The organism is Flavobacterium calami (genome assembly GCF_038290035.1).
Classification (GTDB): Bacteria; Bacteroidota; Bacteroidia; order Flavobacteriales; family Flavobacteriaceae; genus Flavobacterium; species Flavobacterium calami.
Map to the genome: position 1 here is coordinate 97,840 of NZ_JBBYHS010000002.1, position 17,500 is coordinate 115,339.

Sequence of the window (17,500 nt, forward strand, 5' to 3'; positions counted from 1 at the left end):
ACTATTCATTTATTCAATTTCCGCAATAGCCAGCAAGAGCTCATGATTTTCATGGGTGGTTTAAGTTGTTGTTTTTCAGTAAATAACGAACTGTAATATTGTGTTTTAGCTGTTTGTAAGGGATGATCTATACTAATTAATTTAATTAAAAAACTACATATATGGGGAAAAGTAGAATAATATAAAAGCCGGACAAGTGTAATAATTTCAATCTGACATCAAATCTTTTAGATTGAACCAAAAATGAATTTAGATAGAATGCCAAAATTGTTTAATAAAAAAATGTAACCATGAAAAAAATTATTTCAATATTGTTTCTGTCTGCATTGACATTAACAGTGAATGCTCAAACTTCTAAAGGCTCCAAACGAATTATCATCCTTGCAACAGGAGGTACGATTGCCGGTTCTGGGGATTCTTCTACTAAAGCTGCTTATACGGCAGGAAAAGTGCCTATTGATGACTTGCTGAATGCTGTTCCGCAAATTCATGATTATGGAAAAATCACAGGAGAACAGATTGCTTCAATAGGAAGTCAGGATATGAATGTGGTGACCTGGTTGAAGTTATCTAAAAGAATAAATGAAATTTTCGCCAAAAATCAGGCTGATGCCGTTGTAGTGACTCACGGGACAGATACTCAGGAAGAAACAGCATATTTTTTAGACTTAACTGTGAATTCCAGTAAACCGGTTGTGATTGTCGGAGCTATGCGTCCTTCCACAGCAATGAGTCAGGATGGAAACAGAAACTTACTTGACGCTGTAATGGTTGCCGGTAATTCTGCAAGTGAATCAAGAGGTGTAATCGTTGCTATGGACGAAAAGATTTTTGATGCCAGAGATGTAACCAAAACCAGTACGACTAATCTCGAAACTTTTCAATCCCGTAATTTTGGACCTATTGGTTTAATTTATGACGGAAAAGTAAAATACTACTATCAGTCTTTACGGAACCCTTCGAAAAAATTTGATGTTACTAAATTAAATGCGCTTCCACAGGTAGAAATTGTGTACGGATACGCTGATGCAAGTCCAACAAGTGTTACAGGTGTAATTACTCCTAACACAAAAGGAATTGTTTATGCGGGAATGGGGAACGGAAACTTTGGGGAACCAGTTGGAAAAGCCCTTGCAGATGCAGCTAAAAAAGGAATTGTAGTTTGTCGTTCTGCCCGAGCCGGATCAGGAAGAATTACACTTGATAATGAAGTAAAGGATGCCGAACTGGGTTTTGTGGTTTCAGATGATTTAAATCCGCAAAAAGCAAGGGTTTTATTGATGCTTTCTTTAACAGAGACCTCTGACAGAGCTAAAATTCAACAAAATTTCTTTGACTATTAATGGTCTGAAAGACTTTTAAAAATCCTGACTATGAAAAAATATTATATCTATTTGATAATTGCGCTTTTTCCAGCAATAGTATTAGGACAAGCTAAAAAGGAAAAGCAGACAACGGAGGGAAATCATCTTATTGATAGTATCACGCCAATAATTCCGGTTTCAAAACAATCTTTGTTAAGAGATGTTGATGTTATTTTTAATTCCAGAATGGCTTATAATAGCTATTTTACAGATGGCAATCACGATCTTTCTCATTTTAATGTAGATCAGCTTCGATTTGAAGTTAAAGGGAAAATTCATGATAAAGTATATTTCAGATTCCGTAACAGATATACAAGAGAGCCGGTGCCTGGAAATCTTGACAATATAAGCAGGGCGGTTGATCTTGCATTTGTCAGGGTAGATTTATCCAAAAGAACAAATATATCTTTTGGAAAACTTTGTGCCGATTGGGGAGGATACGAATTTGATTTTAACCCAATAGATATCTTAACTTATAATGATATCATAGAATATGCAGATAACTTTTTAGTGGGAGCCGGAGTATCTCATACTTTGGAAAACGGAAATCATACGTTTACATTTCAGGCGCTGAATTCACGTACCAAAACCTACCAAGAGCAATATGGGGCAACAGCTCCACCTAATATTACTCCTTCAGAATACCCATTGGCTCTGGTAGGAAACTGGAGAGGTAAATTTTTTGGAGGAAAATTTGAAACGACTTACAGTTATAGTTTCTTTAATGAAGCACAGGGAGCCCACATGAACTATATTGCGCTTGGGAATAAATTCACTTCGAATAAATTGGTTATTTATTATGATTTTCAATACAGTAATGAAGGTCTTGACCGTTTAGGAATCGTTTCAAACATCATCAGCAGTCAATATCCTTATGCAGCTCAAAAGGCAGTGTATCTGGAGAATTGGGTTAGAGCCGAATATTTGGTAAATCCTAAAATTAATTTGCTTTTAACGGTAATGAACAGTAATCATTCCTGGAAAGACAATCCGGATCCAAATGCGAAGGATAAACTGTCTACCAGTTACGGATTAATTCCAACGATTCAGTATATGCCGTTTAAAGATTTCAATATTAGATTTTATTTGGCTTACACCGCCAGAAAGTACGATTACACCAGCTATGCTGAAAATGCTTTTGGGGTAAAAGATTATACAACCGGTCTTTTAGCATTTGGATTTGTTGCTCCTTTATTGGTGCTTTAAATCAATTAAATTAACAAATAAAATAAAAAGTAGCCGCTTAGATTTATGTTTAGGCGGCTTTGTTTCTATTCAGATTATCTAATCTTTTTGCATAATCTTCAACTTTTGAACCTGATCCTGATCCAATCTAAGAGTGATCAAATAAAAATAGATGTATAAAAAAAAACCTTAATTTCTTAAGGAGTTTTTGGTGGTCCTTAAGAACCTGTTTTCGAACAATTTTCACATGATTTAAAGAAACTTTCGATATAATAGGATTAGGTTTTATGCCATTAAGAAACATTTGATGTTATTTCGGTTATTATTCCTTGTTTTGAATCATTTTGTCAATATTGTCTTTAACCAATTGTTCTAATTGATAGGTAGCTACTCCCAAAGGTTTATCAAGTCCACGCATTGCATACTCCACTTTTATGTTACTTTTTGATGCACAAAGTAGTAAACCTATTGTTGGCTCATCAGTTGGTGTTTTGAGTTTATCATCAATGGCACTAATGTAAAAATTAAGTTTAGAAACATACTCAGGCATAAATTCGCCTGCTTTGAGTTCGACAACAACATAAGCGTGTAAAATGGCATGATAAAAAAGTAAATCAATTTTATAATCAGTATTGTCAATTTCAATAGTATATTGTCTTCCTATAAATGCAAATCCTTTTCCCAGTTCCAACAAAAAATCAGTAATCTTCTGTGTCAAAAGTTTTTCTATTTCGAGTTCCTTTACTTTAGTGGAAAGCATTAAAAAATCAAAATGATAAGGGTCTTTGAATATACTTTTTGCTAAATCCGATTGGTATTCGGGTAAAGTTTGCTTAAAATTATTTAATGCTTTTCCGCTTCGTAAGTATAAATTACTTTGTATCTGCAAAAGCATTACATCTCTACTCCATTCATTTTTGGCTGTTTCAGCTATATAAAATGCTCTTTCTGCCGTGGCTTTTACTTTGGTAAGTAAACTGATATGATGATACCAAGTTATTTGTGCAAGTGCCACTTGCACAAATTCATTTTCCGATTGTGCAAGCGGTACTTGCACGATTGGAAAATGAGGGTACGCTTCAGAAAAAGCTCTCATATACTTTAGATTTCGAACAGAAAAACCTTTGCTATCGGGGAAATTATGAGTCAAATCATTAGCTAAAAGGTCGATGATTTTACTTCCCCAACCATTCTGTTGTTGTTTTTCGATGATGGAATTTCCAATTTCCCAATACAACGTGAGCATTTCAGTGTTAACCTTTAATGCCGTTTGGGTTTGGGCACGCTTTATTTTGTTTAAAATAAATACTGACCAATCTCTGTAATCGCTGCTCTGGATAATTTCATTACTCATATAAAAAGGTGTAATTTCGTATTGACAAATATAGGAAAAAGTGCTCTGCTGTTTTATTGTAAGGCCTTGATTAATCATTATTCTCTTAGCTTTTCAAAAAAATATTATCACAATTAATTTCAGTAGATTGGTTCATTTTAAACTAACCGTTCTTCCAATTGTCCTTTCCAAGCCGTAAATCCTTTGTTATTGTCTGAATAATCATGAACAATTCTTGAAAAGTTTTTCGGAAAAGTTTCTAAATAAGTTTGTCGTCCTTTTTCTCGAATAATATTCAACTCTTTGTCTATTTGTTTGATTGCGTCAAGCAGTAACGATTTCCTTTTTTCTATATGCCAAATATAAGTAGCTTCTTCAGTATCTAAAGTTTCTAAAATGATGTGATAATTTTTTTCTCCAGCAATCAAAAAGACGAATGAAAAAGGCTGTAGAACAAATCTTAACTTCATTAAATTCCTTTCGTGTATTTTAACTAAAAAATGAATATGTTGTGAATGTTTGTATTGTTTCCCTTTTAGTAAATCATTCAAAATACCTTCTACATTCACATAAATATTTTGGCCTTTGGGCAATTCGTTTGTTGTAAGAATATTTTGTTTTGATGTCAGAATTTGATTAATGAAATTTTTATTCAAAAATTGGAATTTCACGCTTTCAACTATTTCTTTATTGATTTTTTCAATGTCGTTAGAAGTTGCCAATTGCGATAAAATCACTCCATTTTCTAATTCAGCATAAATATCTATTGTGATAGATTTTGAATTTAAAATTTTGATAAAATAAGGTTTCAAAACTTCAAATTCAGGTCTGAATTCTTCGTTTTCTATTTCAAAAACAAATCGTTGGTTACTTTCTTTATCTGTATATTCTAAACCGACATTGCCATATCTGAAATCCAAATCATCTATAGCGATTTTGATTTGTTTTTCAATTACCAAACTTTGCTTTTCAGATATTGATTCTGATGGCTCATCAAGCAAATCTGCTTGCTTGGTTATTTGGCGGTAATATGTGTTTCGTTTCAAAAATTGTTTATTTAGATAATCAATTTTGATATCCCGATAATCATATATTGTTGGACTTATTTCCGAACGTTGTATGCGACCTATGTATTGAATCAACTTACCTTTAAAAGAAAATGGATACACCAAAAACAAGGAATTAATATTCGACAAATCCGAGCCCTCACCAAAATATTGTCCCGTAGTTATTAATACCTGAAAATTGCCTTGTTGTAAAGTTTGCCATTTTGATTTTCTGTTGTTTGCGGAATCTTCTCCACTTAACGTAACGACTTCATAAGACTGCTTTAGAAAAAGATAAAGTGAATCAATATGCTCTTTTCTTTCGGTTATAATGGCAATTCGCTTTCCTTTTGAGAGTTCATTTTTAATGTCATTTACGATTAGTTTATTTCTTCCAGAATCATGCACTAAAATCTTTGAAAGTGTTTCAAAATTGTCTGTTTTTGAATTGAAAGGAATATCTAAATCAGTATTTCTGACAATAATCTGAGCGTGTTTGAAGTTCTCAATGTCAGAAGTTTTAATCTCCGAAATTATTTCTCCAATAAAAATAAAAATTAGTTTGTCATCATTGTGTTTTCTAAATGGCGTTGCAGTCAATCCATAGAGATAAAATGTTTCTAATTTTTCAATAGTGTTTCGAAATGTTTCGGCGGGAATATGATGACATTCATCGATCAAGATAGTCCCGAACTGATCGTGTATTTGTTCAATCTGTTTAGGTAAACTTTGAATTGTTGCAATAGTGATTTGCTTACCAATTTTCGTTTTGCCTTGTCCAATGATACCGATTTCATGTTTTGGAATCCCAAGAAATGCCTGAATTCGCTCTTGCCATTGTTCCAATAATTGTTTGCGATGAACAATGATTAAAGCAGGTTGTTTTTTCTCTGCGATAATCTTCAATCCCATAATAGTTTTTCCCGAACTTGGAGGTGCCACGATAACTCCAAAATCTTTTTTTGATGAAGCTTCAACAACTTTATTTTGATGCTTTCTCAATGTTGCATTGAATGAGAAAGATATTTCGTCCTTTCGTTTTCTACTGTCCTTAAAATCAAATTCGAGATTTTGATTTATACAGAAACGAAGTAATTTTCCAATAAAACCTCTTGGAATGATGACTTTAGTCTCTGTCTCTTCAACATGTTTAAAATAGCGCTCTGTTCCAAAAGTATTTTTTTTCGATTTTTTCTTGATAAAGAATTCCGAATTGGCAAAATTCAATTCTTCTTTAAGATAATTAATTAGCAGAGTAGTTAATCCATCTCTTTGAATACAGATGTTTTGCTGAAGTATGATAGATAATCTGCCATTGTTTCTTTTAGGAATTGATAGATTTTGTGTTGTTGTAATTTCTTGGTACAAATTTTCTAATATTTCAACTGGAACTCTTTCTATTTTATTCAAAAATTGCCATTGATTAGCTATCGGTTCAAATGTTTCGGGGTTTATAAAACAGCTATTTCCATTTTTCATTGCGGGTTTAAAAAATGGCAGGGCTATCAAATTGCCTAAGCCTTTCCCTGAAAGAAAATCTTGGTTAGGAAATAATCGATCGAAACTGGAACTTTTGTCTAACAGAGAAAAAGCTCCCGATTGTTCCAAAATAGAAATAAAAATCTTTCTACTTCTAATTGCCGGATAAGATTGGTTGAAAAATATCCAAACGTGTCCGCCATTTCCAGAACGAGAACGCTCCAAGTAGGCAGGAATATTTTTCTTCATGCAAGCTTTTAGAAAAGCAACGGCTTCTTCTTTCCAGTTTTGTTTGTCAAAATCAGCTACTAGAAACCAAGACGTATTATCCTGTAGTAATGGATAGATTCCAATTTGTTGAATACCATTTAAATGTTTATCGATTTCGGTCTCAGTAAGTGATAGATATGTTTTGTGAGGATAGTTCTGAAAAGTACCTCCATTCATTTTATGTACCCGATAATGATATAGGTCATATTGATAAGCTGGCATATAGCCAGACTTTCCAAATTTTTCCCAACGAACTGCAAATACATCATCCCTCCCTATAAAAATAGACTTGAATAGTTGGATTGTATCCGATGGTTCTGCAGAAGACATTGTTTCGATTTTTGAATAAATTTAGTCAAATATAGTAAACAAAGGCATGAACTAAGTTTTTCGAGGTGTATGGAAAATGAGCTGTTTTTTCGAACCATAAAAAAACCTCCAAAACTAAATGCTTTTGGAGGTTTCTAAATTATTGTGGGCGATGAGGGGTTCGAACCCCCGACCCCCTCGGTGTAAACGAGGTGCTCTGAACCAGCTGAGCTAATCGCCCTATTTTATTAGGTTGCTATCATTTCGTGATTGCGAGTGCAAATATACGCTAGTTTTTGAGTTCTGCAAAGAAAATGAATTAAAAAATAAAACTTTTTTTAAAATAATTTTTATCTCCTTGTTTATGAATTTGTTATTAAAACTATTTTCTCAAACTTTTGCACAAAAAAGAACTGTTTTTAACCCAAAGGCAATTCGGCTACTACAAAAGTGCTTCCGCCTACATAAATAAAATCATTTTTTGCAGCATTTTTCTTTGCTTCCGCAAAAGCGATTTCAACCGAATCGTATTTTTCTCCTTCTAAACCGAATTTTTTCGCTGCGTTTTTTAAGGTTTCGGCAGGTAAACCTCTCAATGAATCCGGACTGCAGAAATAATACTGCGCCTCATTTGGAAATAAAGGCAGAATAGCATCTAAATCTTTATCGTTAACAACTCCTAAAACAATATGCAGTTTCTCATACTTTTCGTTTTGAAGCTGCTTCATTACAACTGTCAATCCGTGTTTGTTGTGTGCCGTATCGCAGATAATTTTTGGATTTTCGCCCAGTTGCTGCCATCTTCCTTGCAAACCGGTATTTTTTACCACACGCAATAAACCTTCTTTTAATTGTTCAGTCGAAATTTTAAAATCAGTCTGATGGTTTAAAATTGCAATTGTCTGCTGAACCGTTTTTTTATTGTGAAATTGATAATCGCCAATTAAGTCAGACAAATAAATCTGATCAATCAAATCGGATGCGAAAGAAATAGGCGCGTTGTTTTCTTCGGCTTTAGCTAAAAAAACAGGCTGAGTTTCCGGAGTATATTCGCCAATAACCACAGGAACATTCGGTTTGATAATTCCGGCTTTTTCTCCTGCAATAGCTTCAAGTGTATTTCCTAAAAACTGGGTATGATCTAAGCCAATATTAGTAATTACCGAAACCAGGGGCGTAATGATATTGGTAGCGTCCAGTCTTCCGCCAAGTCCAACTTCGATAATGGCAATATCAACTTTTTCAGAGGCAAAATAATCAAAAGCAAGACCAACCGACATTTCGAAAAAACTCATATCGTTTGCTTCAAAGAAATCTTTGTGCTTTGCAATAAATTTAATAACAAAATCTTCCGAAATTTCCTTACCGTTTATTTTGATCCTTTCCCTGAAATCCTTCAAATGTGGCGAAGTGTATAAGCCAACCGAATATCCTGCTTCCTGCAACACCGAAGCCAGCATGTGTGATGTGGATCCTTTACCGTTGGTTCCCGCAACATGAATACATTTTAAACTGTTCTGCGGATTGCCCAAATGTACCGCCAGTAGTCTGATGTTTGTTAAGTCTTCTTTGTATGCCGAAGCCCCCTGAAGCTGATACATGGGCAATTGATTAAACATCCAGTGGGTAGTTTCCTGATAGTTCATTTTCGAATAAAATAGCGGTTAATTGAAATAATTTTAGATTTTATTAGTTTAATAATAGAGCGAAAATTATCTTTATTGCAAATTTCAAATATTTTTTAGAATTAATTATAATAAACCAGAATTAATATATGTTTAGCTTCATTCAATTACAGACAGATACCATCACAAACGCTGCATCTAACGTAGTTATCGAGAAAATTGCACCCAACACCGAAATTTCAGTTTTAGGATTTATTTTAAAAGGAGGGGTGTTTCTTATTCCAATTGCAATCTTATTATTTTATACCATTTATGTTATCATAGAACGTTATTTATATATAACAAGAGCATCTAAAATAGACAACCGTTTGATGCAGGATGTGGGAGATAAACTACATTCCGGAAATATCGAACTGGCCAGATCAATTGTAGAAAGAAGCAATACGTCTGCAGGGAATGTTTTAAAAGAAGGTGTTTTGGTTATCGGACGCCCAATTGCCGAAATCGAATCCAACATGGATCGTGCTGCCGATATTGAAATTGGCGAAATGGAAAGCCGTTTAGGACATCTTGGACTTATTGCCGGTATCGCACCAACGCTTGGATTTGTTGGAACTATTTCGGGGGTAATTAAAATTTTCTACAGCATTTCGGTAACAGAGAATATCAGTATCGGAAACATTTCCGGTGGATTGTACGAAAAAATGATCAGTAGTGGAGCAGGACTTATTGTGGGGATTATTGCCTACAGTGCGTATCATATTCTGAATGGTAAAATTGACGATTTCGCCTTGAAAATTCAGAAACAAATATTAGAATTTGTCAATATAATTCAAAGAGCATAAGCCATGTCAATCAAGAGAAAAAGAAGATTTCATGCTGAGGTGGCGACATCGTCGTTAAGTGATATTATGTTTTTCCTGCTGTTGTTTTTCCTTATTATATCAACGCTTGCAAATCCGAATGTGATCAAAATGACATTGCCAAAAGCCAAAGCAAACGAAAAAACCAATAAACAACTCATCAGTTTATCGGTTACCGAAGATAAAAAATTCTACATCGACAAACAGCCTGTAGCTTTTGAAGAATTAGAAACGAGTCTGATGTCTAAAATTGGAGACAACAAAGAGCAAACCGTTGTAGTTCGTATTCCGTTTAATCTTCAGGTTCAGGATCTGGTAGATGTATTACAGATAGGGGTAAAGAACAATCTAAAGTTTGTAATTGCCACGAGTCCGAAGTAAAAGAATCATTTGGGCGTGACCACAATAAAAAAATGGGCTAATCAGCATGCTGTTGATACGCCCATTTTTTTATTGCGGTCGGGCTATTCGCGCTACTTCGGTAGCTTGCTGCTATCCCTCATGCAAGAAAAAGAGAGTATGAGTAAAGAAAAAAGAGCATAGAGGAAAGAATATAGATTAAAGAAATAGTAACCATAAAGTATGTCATTTCGACGTAAGGAGAAATCACACGTGCAACTCCGCAAAGTAATGTCGATAATCTTTGGCGATCAGCTGGTGTGATTTCTCCCTTCGATCGAAATGATAATTCACATAAAAAAGACTTTCTGATTATTCAGAAAGCCTTTTTTATGTGAATTAATTAATCCGTGAAATTCGTGTTTTAATTCAAACTGAAATTATAAATAATCTTTCCAACCTGTTTTGCCGGAGCATTACTATCAGCATCCCATTTGGTGTTCATTGCAGCAATTTTTGCCTGATCTAATAAACATCTTGCTAAGTTGGTTGTTCCTTTTATTCCTGGTGTAGCACTGATTGTTCTTCCGCTTTGATCTACTGTGACTTCAACGACTACTTTTCCTGCCTCATCACAAGTATATTTTGGTGCGGGTTTAGATAATGCTTTTCGGTTTCCTAAAGAATATCCTGATCCGCCGCCAGAACCTCCGCCGCTTCCTGCTCCGTAACCGCTTCCGGTTCCAATACCGTTTCCGGTTCCGTTACCGCCGCCCGTTCCTCCACCTGAACCTCCGGAACCATAATATCCGTTTGAACTTAGGCTTCCGTTTGCTTTCCCTTTATTTCCTGCCACTTTATCATCGCCGTCTCCGCCTTTGTTTGAACCTTTCATTATGCTGGCTAATGCATCATTGGTTGAGTTTGAAACTTTTGGTTTTTCAGGTACAGGTTTTGCCTCCGGTTTTACTACAGGAGTATTTTTTTTAGGTTTTTCTTTTGTCGGAATCACTACATCTGTTTCATCAGTAGCTGAATTTTCCTGTGTAATAACGGATTCATCCGGAGCTGCTTTTGCCGGAGCCGCTTTAGCATTATTTTTTACATCCAGAATTTCACTTTTATAATTGGCTCCAGAACCCAAATCGCTGTCTCCAAAGTTTACTGTGACACCACCACCGCCACCGCCTTCGGCAAGTGCTACATTGTTTTCAGGATTATAAGGAGGCCAGAAACGTATAAAAAATAACAGCAATAACAGGACACTATAAATTGCGGTTGATATTAATAGTGATTTCTTTTTATCTGAAGAATCCGTAGAGGTCATTTTGATTCTGAATTTTGTAATTGTATTTAATAAAAACGTCTAAAAGTACTAAAAATTGTTTATAATTAAAGGGAGGAATTTAATCACAAAGTTTTTTAGAGATATAAAATTTATTTTGTCTCGCAGATTTGCTTCGCCAGTTCGCTATCGCTCGGGTGGCAGATTCAGGAGATTTATATTTGTCGAATCAGAAGATTGAATCTGCTCAATCTGCCAAATCTGCGGGAAACAAAAAAACGAGCCAAACTATTTTGACCCGTTTAAAATTATAGTATAAAGAAATTACACTAATTGTTTCAATGCAATCTCAAAAGCAGTTGCACTGATATTTGTTTTTGACGGATTTAAAGCATGCGCTTTTACAATCGCATTTTTTATAATCTCTGAAGTATCATTAAAAATAGCCTCATCGGTCATCTGAACTTTTTTCTCCATGAAGTAGGCAAAAACCCTCGCCATTCCACAATTCGAAATAAAATCAGGAATCAAACTTACTTTATGATCTACTTCTTCCATGATCGAACCAAAGAAAATTTCCTTATCGGCAAAAGGAACATTCGCTCCACAAGAAATGACTTCCAAACCATTTGCGATTAAGCTGTCTATTTGAGCCTGAGTAACCAATCTCGAAGCAGCACAAGGTGTAAAAATTTCTGCTCCAATGATCCAGATTTTAGAATTGATTTCCTCAAACGGAATCATATTATCCGCTACTAATTTGTTTCCGTCTTTATTTAAAAACAAAGTTCTGATTTCTTCAAAAGAAAAACCTTCTTCTTTGATTAAACCTCCGTCACGGTCAATAATACCAATGACTTTTGCGCCCATTTCGGCTAAATAAAAAGCAGCGGCCGAACCCACGTTCCCAAAACCCTGTACAATTGCTTTTTTACCTTTTATATCTCCGCCATACGTAGCGTAAAAATGACGTACAGCCTCAGCAACTCCAAAGCCGGTAATCATATCTGCTACAGTATATTTTCTGGTTACATCAGGAGAAAATTTAGGATTTTCTATTACTTTTATAACTCCCTGGCGTAATTGACCAATTCGGTTGATTTTATCAGCTTCGGTTGGTTTAAAGTGTCCATTGAAAACACCTTCCTGCGGATGCCACACACCACACTCTTCGGTCATTGGAATCACTTCATGGATTTCATCTACATTTAAATCGCCACCTGTTCCGTAATAACTTTTCAATAAAGGAGAAACGGCTTTATACCAGCGTTGCAAAACGCCTTTTTTGCGGGGGTCATTCGGGTCAAAATTAATTCCGGATTTAGCGCCTCCAATTGCAGGACCTGAAACTGAGAATTTTACTTCCATTGTTTTTGCCAATGATAAAACCTCATTCATGTCAAGACCTTTTCTCATTCTGGTGCCTCCTCCGGCCGCTCCTCCACGAAGCGAATTGATTACAGTCCATCCTTCAGCTTCTGTCTCAGAATCTTTCCAGTTAAAAACAATTTCAGGTTCTTTGTTTTCAAATTGTTGCAATAAATCTTTCATTTTGTTAAAGTATGTTTAGTTTTTGTAAAAGTATAAAATAGAATAATGCGAATAATGTATTTTGTGTCAATTTTATTAAACAAAAAAGAAAGCCGAAAACTATTTGTTTTCGGCTTTAAATTTTTTAAAATCAGACTAATTATTGTCCTAATAAGTTTTTCTTTAAGGTTTCGTCTACCGGTTTGTCAGAAAGCCAGATACCGAATAATGCTTTTTTGAAATCGAATCCCGAAATTTTCCCCTTTAGTGCTTCATTTTTGAAGATATTAATGGTTTGATCCAAAGGATTGTAAGCTAATATAAACACATCTTTTTCTGTTATTTTGTCACTCAGGAATGTTTTTAACTGGTCAATCCTTGGTCTTAATGCCTGAAGTTTATCTCCTGCTGATTTTTCAAAACCTGTATCCATGGCTTTTCCCAATTTGTTGGCAGAAACCATAGATGAGGTAATTTCAATTCGGATAGCCATTTCCGTATCGCTGTCAATAATAAATTGAGCATCCTGAGTCAATTGGGATAAATACAAAGCCTGAACATAAACTTCTGTCCACATTTTTGATCTTCCTCCGGCACCGTTAACTTGTAAAGTTTTATTGAAAACCTCAATTTTTCGAGGAACCGTGACACCATTTACTTCAAATTGTGATTGCGCAGATGCCGAGAATTGCAGGGTTAAAAGGAGTGTAAGCAACAGTAAAATCTTTTTCATAGTCTTTCTTGATAAATTGTTTTTTTTTGTTTTTAGTGTTTTTTGTTTTTTGCAAAAATACTGTTAATTTCTAAAATTCAGACTTTTAAACGCCATGTTTTTTGTGATATTGTCTTCGTTTTTTAATTCTATTAAATTAAAAATCAAATTAGTAAGAGTAATTTTATTGTTGTTTTGCCTTTGTTTCTGCTTTTATGATACTGTTATTGCGAAATATATAAACTACCTTATTTTAATTTTTATAATCAATGCTATTCTTCTTAAATTCTGAGTAATATATTGTGAAATCAAAGTTTTTATGATTTTTATTTAATGCATCAGCGAAAACGTTATCGTATTTTTGGATTAAAACCTAAAATACTATGCATGCATTGTTATTTGGTATTTAAAATTTATATTTGAAAAGCTTTTTTTAGGAAAATACAGAAAGCATTTTAACAACTAAAGAACCACTATTATGGATTTTAATCTAACAGAAGAGCATTTAATGATTCAGCAGGCGGCAAGAGATTTTGCTCAAAACGAATTGTTGCCAGGTGTAATTGAGAGAGACGAAAAACAAATTTTTCCAACTGAGCAGGTAAAAAAGATGGGAGAATTAGGGTTCATGGGGATGATGGTTGATCCTAAATATGGCGGAAGTGGCCTCGATACAGTTTCGTACGTAATTGCAATGGAAGAAATTTCTAAAGTTGATGCGTCGGCTTCGGTAGTGATGTCTGTAAATAATTCTTTGGTTTGCTGGGGACTGCAGGAATTTGGTACTGAAGAGCAGAAACAAAAATATTTACCACGTCTGGCTTCCGGAGAAATTCATGGGGCATTTTGCTTAAGCGAGCCTGAAGCAGGCAGTGACGCCACTTCGCAAAAAACAACTGCTATCGATATGGGAGATCACTATCTGGTAAACGGAACAAAAAACTGGATCACGAACGGAAATACCGCATCTGTTTATTTAGTAATCGCTCAAACACATGCAGAATTAAAACATAAAGGAATTAATGTCCTGATTATGACCAAAGACATGCCTGGTTTTTCGGTTGGGCCAAAAGAACAAAAAATGGGAATCCGTGGTTCAGATACGCATTCATTAATGTTTAATGATGTGAAAGTTCCAAAAGAAAACAGAATAGGCGAGGATGGTTTCGGATTTAAATTTGCCATGAAAACACTTGCAGGTGGCCGTATCGGAATTGCTTCTCAGGCTTTGGGAATTGCATCGGGAGCTTATGAACTGGCTTTAAAATATTCAAAAGAGCGTAAAGCCTTTGGGACTGAAATTTGTAATCATCAGGCTATTGCTTTTAAACTGGCGGATATGGCAGTAAATATTGAAGCAGCACGTCATCTGTGCATGAAAGCAGCCTGGGATAAAGATCAGCATAAAAATTATGATGTAAGTGGGGCAATGGCAAAATTGTTTGCGTCACAAGTTGCTATGGATACCGCTGTAGAAGCTGTTCAGATTCATGGAGGAAACGGATATGTAAAAGAGTACCATGTAGAACGTATGATGCGTGATGCTAAAATCACCCAGATTTACGAAGGAACTTCTGAGATTCAGAAAATTGTAATTTCAAGAGCGGTTATTGCAGAATAATTCTTCTTTTTTATATTCTAAAAACCCTTTCTTCTTTTTTAGCTTTGAAAGGGTTTTTTTACGATTATTTTTTTTACTTTTCAGAAGTTTATCTTTTAAAACCTCATTCTTCAAAATTATTTTCATGAAAAAACTATATTTTATTCTGCCATTTGTTTTATTAGGCTGTAAATCTAAAAATGTTACAGTAAGCGGGAATGACGCTGCTTCAGTTTCTCAACCAGTTGAAATCGCATATACGGTGGAGCAAAATGAGGTGTCTGATTTTTTAAAATACCTTTCTTCAGATGAATTAGAAGGGAGAGAAACCGGGACGCAAGGCATTGAAAAAGCGGCTGTTTTTCTTGAAGATTTTTTTAAGAAGAATGATATAAAACCTTATTTCAGTACGTATCGCGATACACTTACTAATTTTAAATCGCCGGCTTATAATATTGTGGGATATTTGGAGGGAAGCGATCCCGTACTCCAAAAAGAATTTGTGGTTTTGAGTGCACATTATGATCATATCGGTCTGCTAAAAAACAAGCAGGGAGATCTGATTAATAACGGTGCAAACGATGATGCTTCCGGGGTAACTGTCGTGGCAGAAATGGCTAAATATTTCGCAAAGACAAAATCGAATGAAAGAAGTATTCTTTTTGTGTTTTTTGCTGGTGAAGAAAAAGGGTTGTTAGGCTCGAAAAGTCTGGTGCAGAAACTTAAAAAGAAAGATTTTAATTTATACGCACAATTAAATATTGAAATGGTTGGTGTGCCAATGAAACGAGATTATCTGGCTTATATTACGGGCTTTGACAAGTCGAACATGGCGGAGAGAATTAATCAGTATACAGGGAAAAATACGATTGGTTTCCTTCCAAAAGAAGCGGAATATGAACTTTTTTACCGTTCTGATAATTATCCTTTTTATGATGTTTTCAAAAAACCATGCCAGTCGATAAGTACTTTTGATTTTGAGAATTTCGAATTTTATCATCATCCGTCAGATGAATTTCAGTTAATGAATATTCCGCATATCACTAAATTTACACAGGAATTTTTGCCTGCTGTTGTAAAAATTGCAACAACGGCTGATCAGGAAATTACGATGACAAAATAAAGATTCCTTTTTATAAGATTTGATTATTTTTGTCTCATGAAAAATATTATAATTACAGGAACTTCCAGAGGAATTGGTTATGAACTGGCATTACAGTTTGCAAATGCAGGACATAAAGTATTAGCAATCTCCAGGAAAATTCCTCAGGCTCTTTTAGAACACCAAAATATAACCTGCCTTTCAGTTGATCTGGCTGATGAATCCCAACTCGATGCCGTAAGTGATTTTCTTTCTTCAACATGGAAAAAAGTAGATGCTGTAGTGCATAATGCAGGTGCTTTATTGTTAAAACCTTTTGAAGAAACCACTCAGGCTGATTTTGAAAATATTTACAAAGTGAATGTTTTTGCTGTAGCCAATCTTACCCGAATTTGTTTGCCGTATCTTGAAAAAGGCAGCCATGTTGTAACCATCAGTTCGATAGGCGGAGTGAGAGGCAGTCTTAAATTTGCAGGTCTTGCAGCTTACAGTTCAAGCAAAGGAGCAGTTGGTACCCTAACAGAATTATTGGCTGAAGAATACAAAGAAAAAGGGATTTCATTTAATGTTTTGGCTTTAGGTTCTGTTCAGACAGAAATGCTAAATGAAGCTTTTCCGGGTTATCAAGCACCTATTTCTGCAGAAGGAATGGCAACTTATATTTATGATTTTACACTTAACGGAAATAAATATTTTAATGGAAAAGTTTTAGAAGTTTCTTCTACAAATCCGTAGTTAAATCTCATTTTTTAAAATCCAAATACCAAATACATCTAACTTCTAACAAAAAACATCTAACCTAAGTTGAGCGAAACATTAGCCAAATATATTCCTGAGCATGCCGTAAAACCTGTTTTTGATTTAATAGTTGCCAATCAGGTGCATCTTAAAATCGTAAACGAGCGTCAGACTCGTCATGGGGATTATAGGAGAGGACCGAGTGGGAAACATGAGATAACGGTCAATGCGAGTTTAAATAAATATCGTTTTTTGATTACGCTTATTCATGAAATCTCACATTTAGTAGCTTTTGAAAAATTTGGGAGGAATATTAAGCCCCATGGAAATGAATGGAAGTTTACTTTTCAGCGAATGATGGTGCCATTTATAAGGCCTGAAATTTTTCCGGGGCAATTACTGCCTTTATTGGCAAGACATTTTAAAAACCCAACCGCCAGTAGTGATACAGATACAACACTTTCTTTGGCTCTTAAACAATACGACAAAGAAAACGACAAGAATTATGTTTTTGAAATTCCGTATGGAAGCGTTTTCAGAATTAAGAACGGTAAAGTTTTCAAGAAGATTGCAGTCAGGACAAAACGTTTTGAATGCCTCGAAATTAGTTCCGGTAAATTGTATCTTTTTAATCCAAATGCTGAAGTAGAGCTGATAAATATCCAATAAACAAATCCCAAATTCCAATTTAGAACTTCATTGGAATTTGGGATTTTTTGT

At 34.8% G+C, this 17,500-nt stretch carries 14 protein-coding genes and 1 tRNA gene; 8 read left to right on the plus strand and 7 right to left on the minus strand.

Translation table 11 applies throughout. The annotated features are described in order from the left end of the window. Positions 1-290: 290 nt before the first annotated feature. Both AAEO57_RS01865 and AAEO57_RS01870 read left to right on the plus strand, forming a co-directional pair. The gene (locus AAEO57_RS01865; RefSeq protein WP_341688965.1) at positions 291-1,343 is read left to right on the plus strand and encodes a type II asparaginase; all 1,053 of its coding nucleotides are present in this window, start codon (positions 291-293) and stop codon (positions 1,341-1,343) included. A 30-nt stretch (positions 1,344-1,373) separates the two neighbouring features. Then, a complete protein-coding gene (locus tag AAEO57_RS01870) occupies positions 1,374-2,570 on the plus strand; it encodes a porin (protein ID WP_341688967.1) in 1,197 nt (398 codons plus the stop codon). A gap of 301 nt (positions 2,571-2,871) precedes the next feature. On the opposite strand, the gene AAEO57_RS01875 is transcribed toward AAEO57_RS01870, so the two are convergent. The 4 genes from AAEO57_RS01875 to AAEO57_RS01890 form a co-directional block, all read right to left on the minus strand. Continuing rightward, the gene (locus tag AAEO57_RS01875; RefSeq protein WP_341688968.1) at positions 2,872-3,981 is read right to left on the minus strand and encodes a PDDEXK nuclease domain-containing protein; all 1,110 of its coding nucleotides are present in this window, start codon (positions 3,979-3,981) and stop codon (positions 2,872-2,874) included. Between the two features lie 59 nt (positions 3,982-4,040). Then, the gene (locus tag AAEO57_RS01880) at positions 4,041-7,007 is read right to left on the minus strand and encodes a TOTE conflict system archaeo-eukaryotic primase domain-containing protein (protein WP_423972135.1); all 2,967 of its coding nucleotides are present in this window, start codon (positions 7,005-7,007) and stop codon (positions 4,041-4,043) included. A gap of 145 nt (positions 7,008-7,152) precedes the next feature. Then, a tRNA-Val gene (locus tag AAEO57_RS01885) sits at positions 7,153-7,227 on the minus strand. Between the two features lie 178 nt (positions 7,228-7,405). Beyond that, positions 7,406-8,632: a bifunctional folylpolyglutamate synthase/dihydrofolate synthase gene (locus AAEO57_RS01890; RefSeq protein WP_341688972.1), complete on the minus strand. Its 1,227-nt coding sequence runs from the start codon at positions 8,630-8,632 to the stop codon at positions 7,406-7,408. 128 nt (positions 8,633-8,760) lie between these two features. On the opposite strand from AAEO57_RS01890, the gene AAEO57_RS01895 reads away from it, so the two are divergent. After that, a complete protein-coding gene (locus tag AAEO57_RS01895) occupies positions 8,761-9,456 on the plus strand; it encodes a MotA/TolQ/ExbB proton channel family protein (protein ID WP_163407888.1) in 696 nt (231 codons plus the stop codon). A 3-nt stretch (positions 9,457-9,459) separates the two neighbouring features. Beyond that, positions 9,460-9,855, plus strand: coding sequence for an ExbD/TolR family protein (locus tag AAEO57_RS01900; RefSeq protein ID WP_243230652.1), 396 nt, complete (start codon positions 9,460-9,462; stop codon positions 9,853-9,855). Positions 9,856-10,237: 382 nt separating this feature from the next. Here the strand turns inward: AAEO57_RS01900 and AAEO57_RS01905 are convergent, their stop codons facing one another. The 3 genes from AAEO57_RS01905 to AAEO57_RS01915 form a co-directional block, all read right to left on the minus strand. After that, positions 10,238-11,140 (minus strand): energy transducer TonB, encoded by a 903-nt coding sequence (locus AAEO57_RS01905; RefSeq protein WP_341688978.1) that lies wholly within the window; start codon positions 11,138-11,140, stop codon positions 10,238-10,240. Between the two features lie 282 nt (positions 11,141-11,422). Next, positions 11,423-12,649, minus strand: a complete 1,227-nt coding sequence (locus AAEO57_RS01910; protein WP_341688980.1) for a Glu/Leu/Phe/Val dehydrogenase dimerization domain-containing protein — start codon at positions 12,647-12,649, stop codon at positions 11,423-11,425. A 139-nt stretch (positions 12,650-12,788) separates the two neighbouring features. Then, positions 12,789-13,361 (minus strand): chalcone isomerase family protein, encoded by a 573-nt coding sequence (locus AAEO57_RS01915; protein ID WP_341688982.1) that lies wholly within the window; start codon positions 13,359-13,361, stop codon positions 12,789-12,791. 457 nt (positions 13,362-13,818) lie between these two features. Here AAEO57_RS01915 and AAEO57_RS01920 point away from each other — a divergent pair, with 457 nt between their 5' ends. From AAEO57_RS01920 to AAEO57_RS01935, 4 genes are all read left to right on the plus strand, one after another. After that, positions 13,819-14,961 carry an acyl-CoA dehydrogenase gene (locus tag AAEO57_RS01920; protein WP_341688984.1) on the plus strand — a complete coding sequence of 381 codons (1,143 nt, stop codon included), beginning with the start codon at positions 13,819-13,821 and terminating at the stop codon, positions 14,959-14,961. Positions 14,962-15,085: 124 nt separating this feature from the next. Beyond that, complete coding sequence (locus AAEO57_RS01925; RefSeq protein ID WP_341688987.1) at positions 15,086-16,063, plus strand: M20/M25/M40 family metallo-hydrolase; 978 nt, start codon at positions 15,086-15,088, stop codon at positions 16,061-16,063. Positions 16,064-16,099: 36 nt separating this feature from the next. Next, positions 16,100-16,777, plus strand: coding sequence for an SDR family NAD(P)-dependent oxidoreductase (locus tag AAEO57_RS01930; protein ID WP_341688989.1), 678 nt, complete (start codon positions 16,100-16,102; stop codon positions 16,775-16,777). Between the two features lie 69 nt (positions 16,778-16,846). Then, positions 16,847-17,449, plus strand: a complete 603-nt coding sequence (locus AAEO57_RS01935) for a SprT-like domain-containing protein (RefSeq protein ID WP_341688991.1) — start codon at positions 16,847-16,849, stop codon at positions 17,447-17,449. The last annotated feature ends 51 nt before the right edge of the window (positions 17,450-17,500 follow it).

Excerpts from the sequence above, each read along its gene's own strand:
- AAEO57_RS01915 (WP_341688982.1), bottom strand. The coding sequence starts at position 13,361 with ATGAAAAAGATTTTACTGTTGCTTACACTCCTTTTAACCCTGCAATTC.
- AAEO57_RS01895 (WP_163407888.1), top strand. The coding sequence starts at position 8,761 with ATGTTTAGCTTCATTCAATTACAGACAGATACCATCACAAACGCTGCA.
- AAEO57_RS01865 (WP_341688965.1), top strand. The coding sequence starts at position 291 with ATGAAAAAAATTATTTCAATATTGTTTCTGTCTGCATTGACATTAACA.
- AAEO57_RS01930 (WP_341688989.1), top strand. The coding sequence starts at position 16,100 with ATGAAAAATATTATAATTACAGGAACTTCCAGAGGAATTGGTTATGAA.
- AAEO57_RS01925 (WP_341688987.1), top strand. The coding sequence starts at position 15,086 with ATGAAAAAACTATATTTTATTCTGCCATTTGTTTTATTAGGCTGTAAA.
- AAEO57_RS01875 (WP_341688968.1), bottom strand. The coding sequence starts at position 3,981 with ATGATTAATCAAGGCCTTACAATAAAACAGCAGAGCACTTTTTCCTAT.
- AAEO57_RS01905 (WP_341688978.1), bottom strand. The coding sequence starts at position 11,140 with ATGACCTCTACGGATTCTTCAGATAAAAAGAAATCACTATTAATATCA.
- AAEO57_RS01920 (WP_341688984.1), top strand. The coding sequence starts at position 13,819 with ATGGATTTTAATCTAACAGAAGAGCATTTAATGATTCAGCAGGCGGCA.
- AAEO57_RS01900 (WP_243230652.1), top strand. The coding sequence starts at position 9,460 with ATGTCAATCAAGAGAAAAAGAAGATTTCATGCTGAGGTGGCGACATCG.
- AAEO57_RS01880 (WP_423972135.1), bottom strand. The coding sequence starts at position 7,007 with ATGTCTTCTGCAGAACCATCGGATACAATCCAACTATTCAAGTCTATT.
- AAEO57_RS01890 (WP_341688972.1), bottom strand. The coding sequence starts at position 8,632 with ATGAACTATCAGGAAACTACCCACTGGATGTTTAATCAATTGCCCATG.
- AAEO57_RS01910 (WP_341688980.1), bottom strand. The coding sequence starts at position 12,649 with ATGAAAGATTTATTGCAACAATTTGAAAACAAAGAACCTGAAATTGTT.
- AAEO57_RS01870 (WP_341688967.1), top strand. The coding sequence starts at position 1,374 with ATGAAAAAATATTATATCTATTTGATAATTGCGCTTTTTCCAGCAATA.